We start from the raw sequence: 16,258 nt of genomic DNA, 5'->3' as shown, positions 1-16,258 counted from the left end.
TCAACCTTCCCGTGCCGGCTTCGTTGTGCCGTCTTGCACATCGAAGAGGCTCATCCAGCCAAGCTCGGCGAATTCCGACTGGTGGGCGTGAAACATGTAGAGACCCGGCTCGTGGTCCTTGAAACTGATCTCGGCGATGCCGCGCTGGCCCTGGCATTGCATGATCGTGTCGACGGTCTTCAGCGTCGGTGTTAGCGTCGTTCCGTGATCGAAATAGTCGAAGAAATTCGCGTGCAGGTGCAGCGAGTTGATCGGGTCGAACTCGGTGATGTTGATCAGATAGAGCCGGATCGGCCGCGCCCGGTCGACGACGATGGGGCGCTTGGAATAAGCGTGCGCGATCGAATTGACCGCGTAGATCTCGTTCTCGTCGTCGAAGTTCGTGTCGAAGCCGTTCATCACCAGAACGAACTCCTGCCAGAGCGCGTTTTCGGGGGAGCCGAGAACGCGCGAACGGGCGACATCGGCTAGCTCGAGGTGACGGGCCGGGTCCGGATCGATGATGAAGGCGCCGTAAAGCCCCTTGTGGATGTGCCGCTTCAGCGGGACCGAATGGCAGTGATAGAGGTGACAGCCGAAGGGAAAGGCGTCGAACTCGTAGGTGAACTCGCCGCCCGGCAGCACGTTTCCCGCACCGGGAACGCCGTCCATCCGTGCCGCATGGATGCCATGGAAATGGATCGTGTGCGGATGCGAGCCGAAATTGCGGAAGCGGACGCGAACGCGATCGCCTTCGCCGACCCGCAAGGTCGGGCCGGGCACGCGGCCATTATAGGTCCAGGCGGGGAAGAAGATCCCCGGCGCGATCTCGATCTCCTTGTCTTCGGCGATGATATCGAATTCTCGGAGCGTATGGCCGTCCGGCAAACGCGACGCGGTCCCGGTGTCCCAGTCGGTCAGGATGTCATGCGGGTCGAAGCCATTGCGCTCGTAATCCACCTCGCCGACCGTGGTCATGCCGTCATGGGTGTTGTGTGCGTCCTCCGATGTCTGGTGGCCAGCATGTTGCTCGCTGTCAGCCGCGGCCTGCGGGGCGGCAGGCGATGTCGACGCCTGGCCCAACGCCAGGCGAACCGCCGACGATCCACCGAGAAGCGCTCCTGCCCCCAGCAGAAAGCGGCGTGTGGTGGGATATTCGAACCAAGATGGCATTGCGTAGCTGCTCCCGTGTCGATTCCTTGGCCGTTGAAGGAATCTCGGCATTCGTCATAATTGCATGATGCTATAAAATATAGCCTTGGCTACAAATGACTTTGAAGCGGGAGTTTTGTCAACCAACAAAGGTGTCCGATTTCGCGGTTGGCGATGCCAACCCGATTGGCTATGCATGACGGTAATGACGAAGGTTCAAACGAGCGCCATTCCCGCCTTGCCCGATGCGGATCAGCAGGCGGCCAATTTCCAGCGGGTGCGAGAAGTCCATCAGCAGGAGGTGGCGGAAGATTACGTCGAGTTGATCGCCGACCTGATCGACAGCACCGGGGAGGCCCGCGCGGTCGATATCGCCCGGCGGCTGGGCGTTGCCAACACCACCGTCGTCAAGACCATTGCGCGATTGCAGCGGGACGGACTGGTTTCGAGCCAGCCCTACCGGGCGGTGTTTCTGACCGAGGCCGGCCGAAAAATGGCGGTCCGCTCAAGGCGACGGCACGAACTCGTCGTCAGCTTCCTTCGCGCGATCGGCATTAGCAATGAGACCGCCCAGCGCGATGCCGAGGGCATCGAGCATCACGTCAGCGAGGAGACGCTGGCGGCGTTCGAGCGGGTCGTGCGCGCCAAGGCGGCCGACTCGGCTTAAGGCCGGATAATGAGACCGTCGGGAGCCACGCTGCGCCTTCGTGGAGCGTCAGCCCTCCGCGATCAGCCGCCCGTTCAGCGCGTCGCGGATCAGCTTCCGGGTCTCGTCGAGGCCATACAGGGCCGCGAACGAACCGAAACGCGGTCCGCGTTCCTGCCCGATCAGGATCTGGTATAGCGCCTGGAACCATTCGACCGAGACACCGGGGCCGCCCTGCGGTCCGGTCTTCTTATGGTCCTGATAGCGCTCGATCGGCCGCGCCACGTCGAGCAGCGCGTTCTGGATCGCCTCGCCATCGGCATCCTTCGGCAAGGCGGCAAGCTTGGCGTCGAGTGCCTCCAGCGCCTCGCGCTCGACCTCGTCGGGCGCGCGAAACGTCTTCGAAGGTCTGACGAAATCCTCGAAATAGCGCAGCGCATAGGCGACGAGCCGGTCGAGGTCCGGATCGGTCTCGGGGGTGACGCCCGGCGCGTAGCGGGTGATGAAGCCCCAAAGCGTTGCCGTGTTCGAGGCGTTGGAGGCCGAGACCAGATTGAGCAGCATCGCGAAGGGTACCGCGACGGCCTTTTCCGGTGGGTGGCCGTCATGGACATGCCAGACCGGGTTCTGCAGCCGCTGGCGCGGTTCCTGGCGCTGATAGGCCGCGACGAACTGGTAATAGTCGTCGACTGCTTTCGGGATGACGTCGAAGAACAGCCGCTTGGCCGCCCTCGGCTTCTGGAACATGTAGAAGGCGAGGCTCTCCGGCGAGGCATAGGCGAGCCACTCGTCGATGGTCAGGCCGTTGCCCTTCGACTTGGATATCTTCTGGCTTTTCTCGTCGAGGAACAGCTCGTAATTGAAGCCCTCCGGCGGTGTCGCGCCGAGCGCCCGGCAGATTTTCGACGCCAGGGTGACGGAATCGATCAGATCCTTGCCCGCCATTTCATAGTCGACGCCGAGCGCCGCCCAGCGCAGCGCCCAGTCCGCCTTCCACTGGCACTTGACCGCGCCGCCGGTTACCGGCGTCTCGATCCGCTCGCCGCTGTCGGGATCGAGATAGGTGATGGTGCCGGCGTCGGCGTCGCGATCGACCATGGGCACCTGGAGGACGATGCCGGTCTTCGGATGGACCGGCAGGAAGGGCGAATAGGTCGCGCGACGGTCGGGGCCGAGCGTCGGCAGGATGATCTCCATCACCTCGTCATAGGCGCCGAGCATCTTCATCAGCGTCGCGTCGAAGCGCCCTGAGGCATAATAATCGGTCGCCGAGGCGAAGTCGTAGTCGAAGCCGAAGCGGTCGAGAAATGCCATCAGACGGGCGTTGTTCGCCGCCCCGAACGATGGATGCTCATTGGAAAACGGGTCCGGCACCCGCGACAGCGGCTTGCCGAGATGGGTGAGCATCATCTCCCGGTTCGGCACGTTGTCCGGCACCTTGCGCAGGCCATCCATGTCGTCGGAGAAGCACAGGAGGCGCGTCGGCACTTCATCTTCGGTCAGGACGCGAAAGGCGTGGCGCACCATCGAGGTGCGAGCAACCTCGCCGAAGGTTCCGATATGCGGAAGGCCGGACGGACCATAGCCGGTTTCGAACAGCACCGTCGCCGGCATGCCGCTGGTCTCGAAGCGCTTGAGGAGCTTGCGCGCCTCCTCGAAGGGCCAGGCGTTGGAGGCCAGAGCTTCCTCGCGCAATGGTCGTTCGGCGACCGTGTCCGTCTCCGGGGTCTGCATGGTGCGTCCTTGCATGGTTGGCTTTTCCGCTGCGCCCGGCTCCTCATCGTAAGAGAAGGCATTGCGGGCAGGGAAGGTCGCGCCCGGTCTAGAAAGAAGCGGGGGGGCCGTCAACAAAACCCGCTTACGCCTTGTTGCGGTGCCGGTCGATGGCTAGCTTCGACCAATCGCAAGTCTGAAGGAGCAGCGCATCATGGCCGACCTCGAACCGCAGGAAGCCCTCGTCCATCTCATGGTTTCGATGGCCGCAGCCGACGGCGCGATTAGCGAGAACGAAATGCGCGAGCTGGAGGCCCTGTTGCACACGCTTCCGGTGTTCGAAGGCTTCGACATGGCGAGCCTCGCCGAGATGGAGCGCCATTGCAGCGACATTCTGGAGCGCGAGGACGGCCTCGATACGATTATCGCCAATGTGAAGCAGGTGCTGCCAGTCAAAATGTACGAAACCGCCTATGCGCTGGCGATCGAGGTGGCGGCCTCCGACGTTCACGCGACGCAGGCGGAGTTGCGATTCCTGGAAATGCTGCGCGACGGGCTCGAACTCGATCGGCTGGTGAGCGGGGCGATCGAGCATTCGGCGCGGGTGCGCTACCGGCGGCTTTAGAGAGAGGCGAGCGGGCAAAATCTCTACCAGAGACCCTCAATTGAGGGAATAAATCGATGATAAGACAATTAATATTGGGAATATTGATTTTCTCATTCGTTATTGTTCCTTTGTATTGCGAATATAGGAAAATTCGCATTGTTACAAAAAATAACGGATGGGGGAGATTCGCAAAAATGAATCCAATAACATTCTTTACATCGATCGATGTTCATGACCCGAGATGTCCTGATTGTGTTGCGCGGAAATATCGCGTCCTCAACAGAGTTGTCGCTGTGTTTTTTGTTGTTTGGTTATGGGCTTTTCTGATCGCTACGAAAACATTCGAATATATGGGGATGGGATTTTAAATGGCAGAGAATTTTTTTATTCCCGAGTGGGCAGTCGGCCACAAGAAAAAGACCTGGTTTCACCGAGTCTGATAGCTGCATCCGATGCTCTCATTGCAAAAGCATCGGAAATTCGCCGAGGCGCTCGCGACCTTGGCGCTCGTTGAAGCAGCCGTTCACGCCGACCGTGGTGGGCTTACTGCCCGACGATCTCGCGGGTGGCGTCGAAGATAATGTCCTTGTTGTGCTCCATGGTGAAGCGCAGGTCCCAGTCGTCGCGGCACAGGAATACCGGCCGCTCGTCGCGGTCGCGCGCGACATGGGTGATGTTCTCCTTGATGAACGCGGCAAGCGCGCTCTCGCTGTCGGAGCGAATCCAGCGGGCGACGCTGGAGGTCACCGGCTCGAAGGTGACGTCCGCCTTGTATTCGGCCGCGATGCGCGAGGCGAGGACGTCGAGCTGAAGCGGGCCGACAACGCCGACGATCCAGGTCGAGCCGATCGACGGCCGGAACACCTGGACGAGACCCTCCTCGGCCAGATCGTCGAGCGCCCGGCGGAATTACTTGATGCCGATTACCATGGAATCCGGGCCGGCCAACGGCTCGACGCGGGTTGCCGAGAACCCCACCTGGCGCATCCATTCCTGACAGTCGGCGCCGGTATAGTCGAAGCCGCCACGGGTCTCGATCAGCATGTTCAGGCTCATCAGAAGGCCGAATGCGTTCTCGCGGCGATCGTCGTCGATTACGGTGTCGTAGACGATCAGCGCGCCGCCCTTCGGAACTGCGCTGAAGGCTTTTTCGATGAGTGATTTCTTCGTGGCCAAATCCCAGTCGTGCAGAATATGTCCCATGACGATCACGTCGGTGGCCGGGAACTCGTCCTGAAAGAAATCACCGGCGTGGAACTTTACGCGTTCCGACAGTCTGTTCTGCGCCGCGAACGCTTCGAAGATCGGTCGCACCGGCGGGAGGTCGAAGCCGACCCCCGTGAGATGGCTATGCGTCCGCGCCAGCGTGACAGGAACCATGCCCTGCGCGGTGCCGACGTCCATCATGTTGCTGTAGTCGCTCCAAGGAAACCGCTCAGCAAGAACCTGGGCTGCTCCGGCGCTGAGCCCGCTCATGGCTTGCAGGAAGGATTCCAGCCGCTTGGGTTTCGGCGTAGAGCGAATCGAACAGGTCGGCATCGCCGCGCTTTCCTTCGTTCTGCATCTCGCCGGTCCGCAAGGCTTCGGTCAGGGAATCCCAGAATCCGAACAGTCGGGCGTTTGCCATTTCCAGCATGCCGCCGACATAGGACGGCTTGGCCTTGTCGAGAAAAAGGTCGGCGTCAGGGGCATTACGATAAACCCCGTTCTCCCGGTCGAGCACACCGAGCGCGACCAGAGCATCGAGGAAATCGCGAGATGCACGCTGATGGAGACCGAGCTTCCTTTGCAAGGTCGGCAGATCAGCCGGAGCTTTTGCCAGAACGCTGAACACGCCCAGTTCGACCGCACTTAAAAGGGCCTTGGATCCCCAGAACCCCATTCCAAGCTTCATGATGTTGTCAGGCGCGAAAGTCATGGATGCCATCCTCCCCAGAGTTAGGTGCGGAAGAATACTATCACAAAGGAATCGTCGTGACTGGTTGGAGGCTTTCCGTTGCGTAGGCAGAGGCAGGTGCGTCCGGTTTTGTCATTGTGATGTCCGTAGGCGATCGTTCTGTCGGATAGACGAGTCCCGGCATCTCCGCAGGTTACGAGCAGCCGCTCCGGGCTTCTGCCCGTCGGCCATTACTGACCGACGATCTCGCGGGTGGCGTCGAAGATAATGTCCTTGTTGCGCTCCATGGTGAAGCGCAGATCCCAATCGTCGCGGCACAGGAAGACCGGCCGTTCGTCGCGATCGCGCGCGACATGGGTGATGTTCTCCTTGATGAACGCGGCAAGCGCACTCTCGCTGTCGGAGCGAATCCAGCGGGCGACGCTGGAGGTCACCGGCTCGAAGGTGACGTCCGCCTTGTATTCGGCGGCGATGCGCGAGGCGAGGACGTCGAGCTGCAGCGGGCCGACGACGCCGACGATCCAGGTCGAGCCGATCGACGGCCGAAACACTTGGACGAGACCCTCCTCGGCCAGATCGTCGAGCGCCCGACGGAGCTGCTTGAGCTTCATCGAGTCCTCGAGGCGCACGCGCCGCAGCACCTCCGGCGCGAAGGCTGGCAGACCGGTAAAGCGGAAGCTCTCGCCCTCGCTCAGGGTGTCGCCGACGCGTAGCGTCCCGTGGTTGGGGATGCCGATGACATCACCGGCGAAGGCTTCCTCTGTGCGGGCGCGCTCCTGGGCAAAGAAATAGATCGGGTTCGACACGGCCAGCGCCTTGCCGGAGCGCACATGGTCGAGCTTCATGCCGCGCTTGAAATGACCCGAGCAGAACCGCACGAAGGCGACACGGTCGCGGTGCTTGGGGTCCATGTTTGCCTGGACCTTGAAGACGAAGCCGGAGACCCGGTCGCCGTCCGGATCGACAGGCCCCTTGTCGGAGGGTTGCGGACGCGGCGAGGGCGCGTGTGCGGCGATGAGGTCGAGCAGCCGGTCGACGGCGAAGTTCTGCAGGGCGCTGCCGAAGATCACCGGCGTCAGATGGCCCTGGCGATAGGCGACCGGGTCGAAATCGGCATAACCTTCGCTGGCCAGCGAAGCGGCGTCACGGAACGGCGCGTGGATGTCGGCCGGAATCAGGGCTGCCAAGGCGGGATCGTCGAGCCCCTCGGTGTGCGTCACGTCACGCGCGCCGCCGGCGGCGAGGAAGTCGTTCGAGGCGAGATCGTAGCATCCCTTGAACTGGCCACCCTGGCCGACCGGCCAGACCACCGGCGCGACGGATAGCGCCAGCATCTCCTCGATCTCGTCGAGCAGCTCGAACGGATCGCGGCCCTCCCGGTCGATCTTGTTGACGAAGGTGACGATCGGAATGTCGCGCAGCCGGCAGATCTCGAACAGCTTGCGGGTCTGGGTCTCGATGCCCTTGGCGGCGTCGATCACCATGATGGCGCTGTCCACCGCCGTCAGGGTCCGGTAGGTGTCCTCGGAAAAGTCGCTGTGGCCGGGCGTGTCCAGGAGGTTGAAGGTGATGCCGTTCTTTTCGAAGGTCATGACCGAGGAGGTCACCGAGATGCCACGGCTCTTCTCGATGTCCATCCAGTCGGATTTGGCCCGTCGCCCGTCGCCCTTCGAGCGGACGGCACCGGCCATTTCGATGGCGCCGCCGGCCAGAAGCAGCTTTTCGGTCAGCGTGGTCTTGCCGGCGTCCGGATGGGAAATGATGGCGAAGGTTCGCCGGGCGCGGTGGCCCGTTTCGGCCTGCCCGACGCGCTCGGGGTCCACCGGCGCGGTGGAGCGATCTGCGTCGGCTTGGTCATCCATGGCGGGCATATTGGCGTATTCCGTGTTGTCGGTCGGCGGCCGCATCTGCCGTGGTCGGTGCCGATGTCCCGGACAGGCCTTGGCGGCGGCGGAGCGTCAGGCTCTCGGTCCCCGCGAAGCATAAGCCCGCACATTGCCGGACGATCCGGCCTGTCTATCGCTCAGTCAAAGAGTTGAAGGCGGATGGTGGGCGTGACAGGGATTGAACCTGTGACCCCTTCGATGTCAACGAAGTGCTCTCCCGCTGAGCTACACGCCCATCCGACGAGGCGGCTTAGAACACGAGATTTGAGCCCGCGTCAATAGGATCACGGCCGGCCGAAAGACTGTTTTCGAGCCGGGCCCAGAGACCCCCCGACAACTCTGCTAGGCCGCGTCTTCCAGCATCTTGCTGACTTCGTCGACGAGCTCGCGCAGGTGGAACGGCTTCGACAGGATCTTGGCGTCCTTGGGCGCTTTCGAATCCGGGTTGAGGGCGACGGCCGCGAATCCGGTGATGAACATCACCTTGAGGTCCGGGTCGAGTTCAGTCGCCCGGCGGGCGAGTTCGATCCCGTCCATCTCCGGCATGACGATGTCGGTCAGGAGCAGCGAAAACGGCTCCTCGCGCAACCGTTCGTAGGCGCTGCCGCCATTGTCGTAGCTGACGACCTCGTAGCCGGCTTTTTCCAACGCCTTGGCGAGGAAACGGCGCATATCGTTGTCGTCTTCGGCGAGTAGTATCTTTGGCATTCATGTTATCCGGATACGGTCGGGCAACGATCCCGGCGGCTGGTTCGTTCTAGGGACAATTCCATAGCAGAATGGCCCAAGATTTTCTAAAAGGAATGAACGTCTGGCCAACCTGTACGAAAAAATATGATGCGTCACCCGGCTGGAAAGGCTCAGTTTGGCGAAAACCCCGACAATCGAGACCGCAGCCGGAACGATCCCGGCCTTCGAAATCCTCGAACCCGACGAGCCGACCATCCCCTTCGTCTTCTGCTCGCCCCATAGCGGGCGGGACTATCCGTCGGATTTCATGGCGGCGACGCGCCTGTCGGGCGAATCGATTCGGCGGTCGGAGGATCTTTACGTTGATCGGCTGTTCGACTTCGTGCCCGAGCTCGGGGCTCCGCTTCTGGCGGCCCGTTTTCCCCGGGCTTATCTCGACGTCAACCGCGAACCCTACGAACTCGATCCCAAGATGTTCGCCGAGACGCTGCCCGCCTTCGTCAATGCCGGCTCGATTCGCGTGGCGGGGGGCCTCGGCACGATTCCGCGTATCGTCGCCGAGAACGAGGAGATTTACCGTGACGTCCTGCCGCTGGCAGAGGGGTTGCGGCGGATCGAGGAGCTCTACAAGCCGTTTCACCAAGCAATCGAAGAGGCCCTGCAGCGGACGCGGGAGCGCTTCGGCCTGGCGATCCTGATCGACTGTCACTCGATGCCGTCGAGCGTGCGCGCGCTGCCGGGGGGGCGCCGGCCCGATATCGTGATCGGCGACCGATTCGGGACCAGTGCGGCCGGCCGGCTGGTCTCCATCGCGACCAGCCGCATCGTCGCGCTCGGATACGACGTTGCGCGCAACAAGCCCTATGCCGGCGGCTTCATCACCGAACGCTACGGCCGCCCGCCGGTGGGCTTTCATGCCTTGCAGATCGAGATCAATCGCGGCCTTTACGCCGACGAACGCCAATTCCGTCCCCATGCGGGGTTCGATGCCCTGCGTCAGCGACTCACAACGTTTGTGGCCGGGTTCGCCGCAGAGGTCGCGTCGGACTACGCTTGGCCCGCGGCCGCCGAATAGCGCGCTCGCGATCTCCGATCGCGTGGCGATGCGCGGACAAAAAAACCGCACTGCGTTGAAACAGTGCGGTCAAGAGTCTAGGGAGGAAACGCCCATCAGGGCGGCGGCAAATCAAAGCCGCACGGCAGGATTTATGTTGCAGTGCGAAATCTGTCAATCCCATTTTGACACATTTCGAGGCGATGCGTAAAATTGCCGCATATCGAGGCGTGTGAGTCCTAGCGAGTTGGGATCCTTCCAGCCGTTCACCGTCCAGCAGCGAGTCCGTGCCATGGAACTGCCCGAGATCGCGTCGCTCTTCCATCTCGCCGATGTCGCCGACGCCGAGACGCTGCCCCGGTTTCGCGCCGGTGGCAGCGTCGACAACAAGCTGGCCGCGGCTTTCGATCCGGTGACGGAGGCCGATCGGGCCGCCGAGCGGGCGATCGTTGCGGCCATTGGCGCGCGCTACCCGGACCATGCGGTGCTCGGTGAGGAGTTCGGCGCCCAAGGAAACAGCGAGCATCTATGGGTGATCGACCCCATCGACGGCACCAGAGCCTTCATATCCGGCGTTCCGGTCTGGGGCACGCTGATCGGCTATTGTCAGGCGGGCCGGGCGCGGATGGGGCTAATGTCGCAACCGTTTACCGGAGAGCGCTATTTCGCCGACGGTGAAGCCGCCTGGTGCGAGCATCGGGGCCAGCGAAGCCGGCTCGGCGTGCGGCCGACGCGCAGGCTTGACGAGGCGACTCTGTTCACCACCTCGCCGCGGATGTTTTCGGGTGAGGGACTCCGCCGCTTCGAGAAACTGGAAGCCGGGGCGCAGCTGACCCGCTTTGGCGTCGACTGCTACGCCTATTGTATGCTCGCGGCCGGTCACGCCGATCTCGTGGTCGAGTCGGATCTGAAGCCCTACGACATCGTGGCGCTTGTGCCGATCATCGAGCAGGCGGGCGGCGTGGTGACAACCTTCGATGGTGGCCGGCCTGAAGCGGGCGGCGATATCGTCGCCGCCGCGACACCGGAATTGCATGCGGCGGCGCTGGCGATTCTCAACGGCTGACGGCGTTCGCCGGTCCCGATCAATCCAGCGGCAGAGCGCCGCCCACGAAAGCATCGAACGCTTCGAGGAAGGGCTCGCGGAATCGGTCGGCCTCCTGCAGCAATTCATGGCGGGCGAAGGGAATCGTCAGGCTGGAGCCGGAACGCATGCGCCAGGCCAGCCGCTCGGCCGCGGGGGTTGCCACCACCCGGTCGTCGCCGGCGCCGATGATCAGGGTCGGGATGGCGAGCCGGGCGATCCAGTCGGAATCGGTCAGTCGCACCATTGCGCCGGAGACTGCGGCGAGCCAGGCAATCGTAGGACTGCCCAGAAACAGCTGGGGGGCGGCCTGGGCGAGGGCCTGATTGCGTTCGAGGCGGCGCGGGTCGCTGGTCAGCACGCTGGTCGCCGGGCTCGGTGAGTGGTTGCGATTCTGGAAGGGATGCGTCGGCAGGCGGCCCAGCCCGACCAGTTGTGCCAGCCGCGCCACGCGGTTCAGTCCACGCAGGCCGATCCGGCCGGGCGGGAAGGATATCAGCGGCGCGCTGAGGACCATCCGTTCGATGACGTTCATCAGCCGCGGCGAGGCCTGCAGCGCGATCAGGCCGCCCATGGAATGGGCGAGGATCGCGTAGGGGCCGCGGCAATCGGGAAGCACCACGTCCTGGACGAAGCTTTCCAGGTCGTTGACGTAATTGCGGAATTTGCGGACGTAGCCGAGCCGGGTGTTGCGAATCAGGCGTTGGGAGCCGCCCTGGCCGCGCCAGTCGAAGGTCACGACCATGTAGCCGCGACCGGTCAGGTCGCCGATGGTCTCGAAATATTTCTCGATCGCCTCGTTGCGCCCCTGCAGCAGGATGATCGTGCCGCGGGTGCGTGGCAGCTGACTGGGCGCAATGGCATAGCGCAGGCGCTTGCCGTCCGGAGTGCGAAAACTCGACGCGCTGATCCCCGGCGGGGCGGGATTGCCAGCGCTGCTGACCAGTTCGCTTGGATCGAAGGCTTCGTTCATCGCCACTCGGCCTACAAATAACGTTTCGCGCCGCCACGGGCGCATCCCGAACAGCATGGACGATTCGGCTTGTAGAGTCGCAGGCGGAGCCGGTCAAAATTTAACCGAACGGCGAGAGAGCATGAAAAAACCGGGAGCCCCCTTCGAGGCTCCCGGCTGGAGCGGCCACAGCGGAAGGGACGGGACGCTGCGACCGTTTCGGTTCCACCGGAGTCCGGTGGAAAACTGTCCGGCTCAATGATCTTGGCGCCGCACCCCGTTCCCGTCGGGGGCCGGCTGGGCTGATCGACCGAACCATGAGCGCCACTATGCCCAGAGCCACCTGAACGGTTGCGGAAGGCAACGTTCATTTTCAGTTCAGGAGAAAAATTGCGACGAATCAAAGGGTTATATTTCGTGATGCAAGCCCTTCGGCTCTGCCGAACGGCGCAATCCGAGCCCTCCACAAACCCTTGAACCGCAAAATCCGGCTCACCATTTTATTTGTGCGGTCGCCGATATGGGGCCGCTGGCCGGGCAGCATCGCCAGATTTGGGATGCACGCTTCGCGCCAAACGCAAACATCGTTGCTTCTGAATGGAGAACACCATGCGTCACGTAGACTTTGCTCCGCTGTACCGCTCCACCGTCGGTTTCGACCGGCTTTTCTCGCTGCTCGACAGCCAGAGTGTCGCGGACAACAGCCCGACCTATCCGCCCTACAATATCGAACGCACCGGCGAGAACGCCTATCGCGTGACCATCGCCGTCGCCGGCTTCGGCGACGAGGAGCTGTCGATCGAAGCGCGCGAGAACGTGCTGACGGTGAAGGGCGAAAAGGCGGAGGCCGAGGAAGGGTCCGGAAACGAGACCCTTTATCGCGGCATCGCGGGCCGCGCCTTCGAGCGCCGGTTCCAGCTCGCCGAATATGTCGAGGTGAAGGGCGCGAGCCTAAAGAATGGCCTGCTCCACATCGATCTCGTCCGGGTCATTCCGGAGGCGATGAAGCCGCGCAAGATCGAGATCGCGACGGCCGATAACGGCAACGCCAAGCAGCTCGAGGCGAATGCCGCCTGACCCTGCTTTCCTGGTAAATGAAAACGGCGCTCGAAAGGGCGCCGTTTTCTTGTCGGGAACTCAGGATTCGTGTGGTGCGTCGATCCGGCCGAGATTCACGGCGGTCCGCGCGTCCTTCATCATGCTGGGATGGCCGACCGAACTCTCTGGCGCAGCGTTGCGCGCCTCGGTCCAGCCATTCATCCAGGCTGCCCGCAAGGACGAGCCGACGGGATACTGGCAGGACGACATCGGAAAGTTGTTGCGGAAGGCGAGCCTGCCTTGCTCGGTAGCGTCTGTGGACATGACGATCTCCTTCGTTGCAGGTGACCGAATCTGACCCTCTCGCACCGGTCCGTCAACCCGCCGACGCGAGCGCGCGTTGAGCAAAAATGGAACGGGTTTTCCGCGTCCGGTGATCTAGTGGATTAAATTTGACATTTGATACCCACGTGCGGCGGACTCGAAATCAAATGTCAAATTTGAAAAATCCACGAGAGTCATAAAGTTGCTAGTGGTCCTTTGATTTCGACATTTGCTTGCCAGGGTGCTCCAAGCGGGATGCAAATGTCGAAACCGGACCACTAGGCGATCAGATCGCAGAAGCGGTCGATCTCAGCTTCCGCGGTCGACCAGCTGGTCACCAGGCGAACCAGGGTCTCGTCATCGCCGACGAGGTCGTGCACCCCATGTGGCGGATTCCAGTCGTAGAACACGGCGCCTTTGCCGCGCAAAGTCTCGGCGAGACCCGAATCGAGAATGGCGAAGCTCTCGTTGGTATGGGTCTCCCACGCCTGTCGCGCGTGCGGGCTCGCGTCGATTCCGGCGCGCAGGCGATCGGCCATGCGATTGGCGTGGCCCGCAAGGTCGAGCCACAAATCGTCCTCGAGATAGGCCATGAACTGGGCGGCGACGAAGCGCGTCTTGGAAAATAGCTGGGCGCCGCGCTTGCGGATGTAAGGAAACTGGCGAGCCTTGTCCGGATCGAAGAAGACGACGGCTTCGGCGCACCAGCAGCCGTTCTTGGTGGCGCCGAAGGACAGGATGTCGACGCCGCGCTTCCAGGTCATCTCGGCCGGCGTCAGACCGGTGGCGACGAGGCCGTTGGCAAAGCGCGCGCCGTCCATGTGCAGCGTCAGGCCGCGGGCATGGGCGATGCGGGCGATCGTCTCGATCTCGTCGCCCGAATAGAGTGTGCCTGCTTCGCCCGGCTGGCTGATCGTCACGGCCATCGGCTGACCCGCATGGACGAAATCCGGCTTGAAGCGGGCAATCTCGCGCTGGAGGTTGAGCGGATCGATCTTGCCGTCGGCCCCGTCGATCGGTGCCAGGCGGGCGCCATGGGTGAAGAATTCCGGCGCGCCGCACTCGTCCTCGATGACATGGGCCTCGCGGTGGCAGAGCACGACGCCGCCCGGCCGGTTCACGGCGGCGAATGCCAATGAGTTGGCGGCCGTGCCGGTGCCGACGAAAAACACCGCCACCTCGCGTTCGAAAATCTCGTCGAAGCGGCGCTCGACGGTCTTGTCGAGGTCACTGGCGCCATAGGCGGCGGCCATGCCGTCGCCATGGGTGGAAAGAGCCGCGTTGATCGCCGGATGGGCGCCGGACCAGTTGTCGGAAGCGAAAATCATGGCGGTGCCGTATCGCGCCGCGTCGCCGAGGGCAAGGCAGGGTCATGACGAAGCTGGAGAGGGCGGCGACCGCTTCCCCTGGCTTGCCGGTGGCGATGACATCCGCTCACCTTCGCGTGTCCGATATCCGCGAAGTCGAATTTGTCGTGTCGAAGTTCACATCGGAATGCTAGCAGCACCGAATGGCGATCGCGAAATCCATGACGACCGACAATGGCCCGGGCATATTTTTCCGGTGGGTGCTTCCGGCAATCGGGGCCGCCGTCGCGCTGGCAACCCTGTTCTGGCTTTACCGGGGCCTCGACGTCGGCCGATTTCTGTCGGCGATCGCGACCGCCCACATGGGCTGGCTGGTCATGCTGGTGGCAACGATCCTGCTCGAGCAACTGACCCGCGGCTGGAAATGGCGCCAGATCCTGTTCGATCTGAAGCCGATCTCGAGCGTCAGGCTGTTCGGGGCGATCATGGCGGGCTACGGGGTCGCGATTGTCGTTCCGCTCGGCATCAGCCCGCTTGTGCGCTCATGGCTGATCGCGCGGCTGGAGGGGCTGCGGATGGCCAGCGTGCTCATGACATCGGCGATCGAGCGGTTTCTGGACGGAATCGTCTTCGCGTTGCTCGCCGCTTTCGTGGCGCTGGCCGTCCGAATTCCGGATGTCGACGGCGATGTGAGGACGGGGCTGGCGGTCGCGGGCGGCTTGAACCTCCTGTTGTTTTCCGGGCTGTTGTACCTGCTTTTCATCGGGCGCTCGCCGCTGGGGCGAGAGAACGCCCGGGTCAGCCGCTGCGTCGACTGGCTGGCCGCGAGGGGGCGGGGGCGGCTTGACGGGCTGAGGCAGGCGATTCGCGACGGCATCGTCTGGCCGCGTGATCGCAACCGCCAGATCGGGGCGGTGTTGGCCAGCGTGGTGATGAAGTTCATCGCGGCAACGCATTTCCTCTGGGCCGGTCTGGCGGTCGGTATCGTGCTGGCTCCGCTCGACTATCTTTTCCTGATGATTTTCGCGGGTTTTGCTCTGGTGCTGGCCCGGTTCGTCCGCGTCCCCGGCGGTTTCGTCATCGGCTCCGGCTTCGCGTTGAAGCTGCTCGGGGTACCCGACGAGCAGGCGCTGGCGATGATCCTGTTCAACCACGTTCTCACCATCGCGTTGATGGTCGTGATCGGCCTGTGGTTTCTGTGGCGGAGCGGAATCGATATTCGGCAGGCGCGAGAGGCTGAGTCGAAGGTCGAGGAGATCGTCTCATGCGCTCCCGTTGTCGACAACGATAAGCTTCGGCCGGTTCTATGAATCGGCCAGGATGGACTTTGGCAGGCGCACGGTCACAGTCGTTCCGTTCGAGCCGGAGCCCACAGCCATGGTGCCGCCGATCTGCTTGACGAACGCTTCGACAAAGCGCGAGCCGAGCCCGGAACTTTCACCCGCTGGGGTTATGCCGACACCGTTATCGTGAACGGTCATGACCGCTTCGCCGTCCCGCAGCCGGAACTCCATCGTCAACTCGCCTTTCCCGGCTGGAAAGGCGTGTTTGATCGCATTGGTCGACAGCTCGTTGACGATCAGGCCCAGCGGCACGGCATGATCGGACTGGATGGAGAGCGGCTCGGCATCGATCCGGATTTGAATTTCAGAACCCTCGGCGAGCAGGCTCGTTCGAATACTCGTGGCGATACCGCCCAGGTAGTCCGGCATCGATACCGGGCCGAAGGCGCTCGAATGGGCGATCACGTCATAGAGTTCGGCCACAGCACTGATGCGGGTCTGCATCGCGCGATAGCCTTCCCGGCAGGGCTCGGCTGCTCGCCGTAGCTCGAAGGCCACGAAAGACGGGTAGTGTCCTAATTTGAAGTCGTCGTCTTTCTCCAACCCATGCGGATTAATTCCGAAAGGATGCCCGGATTGGGGCCGC

General features: G+C 62.8%; 16 protein-coding genes, 1 tRNA gene and 1 pseudogene. 6 read left to right on the top strand and 12 right to left on the bottom strand.

Features of this window, described 5'->3' with window-relative positions; all coding sequences use genetic code 11:
* On the bottom strand, window positions 1-1,152 hold the full coding sequence (locus VQ044_RS07025) for a multicopper oxidase domain-containing protein (protein WP_327623395.1): 1,152 nt from the start codon (window positions 1,150-1,152) through the stop codon (window positions 1-3).
* A gap of 184 nt (window positions 1,153-1,336) precedes the next feature.
* Between VQ044_RS07025 and mntR the strand changes: the two genes are divergently transcribed.
* A complete protein-coding gene (gene mntR, locus VQ044_RS07020; protein ID WP_327623464.1) occupies window positions 1,337-1,798 on the top strand; it encodes a manganese-binding transcriptional regulator MntR in 462 nt (153 codons plus the stop codon).
* A gap of 48 nt (window positions 1,799-1,846) precedes the next feature.
* On the opposite strand, the gene VQ044_RS07015 is transcribed toward mntR, so the two are convergent.
* Entirely contained in the window at window positions 1,847-3,511 is a 1,665-nt protein-coding gene (locus tag VQ044_RS07015) for a lysine--tRNA ligase (RefSeq protein WP_442873809.1), read from the bottom strand.
* Window positions 3,512-3,704: 193 nt separating this feature from the next.
* Between VQ044_RS07015 and VQ044_RS07010 the strand changes: the two genes are divergently transcribed.
* Window positions 3,705-4,115 (top strand): tellurite resistance TerB family protein, encoded by a 411-nt coding sequence (locus VQ044_RS07010; protein ID WP_327646587.1) that lies wholly within the window; start codon window positions 3,705-3,707, stop codon window positions 4,113-4,115.
* A 525-nt stretch (window positions 4,116-4,640) separates the two neighbouring features.
* On the opposite strand, the pseudogene prfC reads toward VQ044_RS07010, so the two are convergent.
* The 6 genes and pseudogenes from prfC to cpdR all read right to left on the bottom strand — a co-directional run.
* A pseudogene (gene prfC / locus VQ044_RS07005) lies at window positions 4,641-4,994 on the bottom strand (peptide chain release factor 3); the annotation flags it as partial.
* Window positions 4,995-5,006: 12 nt separating this feature from the next.
* Window positions 5,007-5,636, bottom strand: coding sequence for a methyltransferase (locus tag VQ044_RS07000; RefSeq protein ID WP_327650750.1), 630 nt, complete (start codon window positions 5,634-5,636; stop codon window positions 5,007-5,009).
* Window positions 5,533-6,015, bottom strand: a complete 483-nt coding sequence (locus VQ044_RS06995) for a methyltransferase family protein (RefSeq protein WP_327646585.1) — start codon at window positions 6,013-6,015, stop codon at window positions 5,533-5,535. Before VQ044_RS06995 ends, VQ044_RS07000 begins: the two co-directional genes overlap by 104 nt.
* Window positions 6,016-6,224: 209 nt before the next feature.
* Window positions 6,225-7,856 carry a peptide chain release factor 3 gene (locus VQ044_RS06990; RefSeq protein WP_327646634.1) on the bottom strand — a complete coding sequence of 544 codons (1,632 nt, stop codon included), beginning with the start codon at window positions 7,854-7,856 and terminating at the stop codon, window positions 6,225-6,227.
* A gap of 184 nt (window positions 7,857-8,040) precedes the next feature.
* A tRNA-Val gene (locus tag VQ044_RS06985) sits at window positions 8,041-8,115 on the bottom strand.
* Window positions 8,116-8,222: 107 nt separating this feature from the next.
* On the bottom strand, window positions 8,223-8,588 hold the full coding sequence (cpdR, locus tag VQ044_RS06980; RefSeq protein ID WP_327623392.1) for a cell cycle two-component system response regulator CpdR: 366 nt from the start codon (window positions 8,586-8,588) through the stop codon (window positions 8,223-8,225).
* Window positions 8,589-8,745: 157 nt separating this feature from the next.
* Between cpdR and VQ044_RS06975 the strand changes: the two genes are divergently transcribed.
* Window positions 8,746-9,645: an N-formylglutamate amidohydrolase gene (locus tag VQ044_RS06975; protein ID WP_327623391.1), complete on the top strand. Its 900-nt coding sequence runs from the start codon at window positions 8,746-8,748 to the stop codon at window positions 9,643-9,645.
* A gap of 271 nt (window positions 9,646-9,916) precedes the next feature.
* The gene (hisN, locus tag VQ044_RS06970) at window positions 9,917-10,690 is read left to right on the top strand and encodes a histidinol-phosphatase (protein WP_327623390.1); all 774 of its coding nucleotides are present in this window, start codon (window positions 9,917-9,919) and stop codon (window positions 10,688-10,690) included.
* 19 nt (window positions 10,691-10,709) lie between these two features.
* Here the strand turns inward: hisN and VQ044_RS06965 are convergent, their stop codons facing one another.
* The gene (locus VQ044_RS06965; RefSeq protein WP_327646584.1) at window positions 10,710-11,681 is read right to left on the bottom strand and encodes an alpha/beta hydrolase; all 972 of its coding nucleotides are present in this window, start codon (window positions 11,679-11,681) and stop codon (window positions 10,710-10,712) included.
* 588 nt (window positions 11,682-12,269) lie between these two features.
* Between VQ044_RS06965 and VQ044_RS06960 the strand changes: the two genes are divergently transcribed.
* Window positions 12,270-12,737 carry an Hsp20 family protein gene (locus VQ044_RS06960; protein ID WP_327646583.1) on the top strand — a complete coding sequence of 156 codons (468 nt, stop codon included), beginning with the start codon at window positions 12,270-12,272 and terminating at the stop codon, window positions 12,735-12,737.
* Window positions 12,738-12,797: 60 nt separating this feature from the next.
* Here VQ044_RS06960 and VQ044_RS06955 read toward each other — a convergent pair whose 3' ends face one another.
* Both VQ044_RS06955 and VQ044_RS06950 read right to left on the bottom strand, forming a co-directional pair.
* Window positions 12,798-13,022: a ribosome modulation factor gene (locus VQ044_RS06955; RefSeq protein ID WP_327623387.1), complete on the bottom strand. Its 225-nt coding sequence runs from the start codon at window positions 13,020-13,022 to the stop codon at window positions 12,798-12,800.
* 278 nt (window positions 13,023-13,300) lie between these two features.
* Window positions 13,301-14,350, bottom strand: coding sequence for a threonine aldolase family protein (locus VQ044_RS06950; protein WP_327623386.1), 1,050 nt, complete (start codon window positions 14,348-14,350; stop codon window positions 13,301-13,303).
* A 200-nt stretch (window positions 14,351-14,550) separates the two neighbouring features.
* On the opposite strand from VQ044_RS06950, the gene VQ044_RS06945 reads away from it, so the two are divergent.
* A complete protein-coding gene (locus VQ044_RS06945; protein WP_327623385.1) occupies window positions 14,551-15,639 on the top strand; it encodes a lysylphosphatidylglycerol synthase transmembrane domain-containing protein in 1,089 nt (362 codons plus the stop codon).
* Here VQ044_RS06945 and VQ044_RS06940 read toward each other — a convergent pair.
* Window positions 15,634-16,215, bottom strand: a complete 582-nt coding sequence (locus tag VQ044_RS06940; RefSeq protein WP_327646581.1) for a sensor histidine kinase — start codon at window positions 16,213-16,215, stop codon at window positions 15,634-15,636. The two genes, VQ044_RS06945 and VQ044_RS06940, sit on opposite strands and share 6 nt — an antisense overlap.
* Window positions 16,216-16,258 lie beyond the last annotated feature (43 nt).

Source organism: Aurantimonas sp. C2-5-R2 (genome assembly GCF_036549495.1).
Taxonomy (GTDB): domain Bacteria; phylum Pseudomonadota; class Alphaproteobacteria; order Rhizobiales; family Rhizobiaceae; genus Aurantimonas; species Aurantimonas coralicida_A.
The sequence above is the reverse complement of the archived record's forward strand: the minus strand, read 5'-3'. Positions and strand labels throughout refer to the sequence as shown.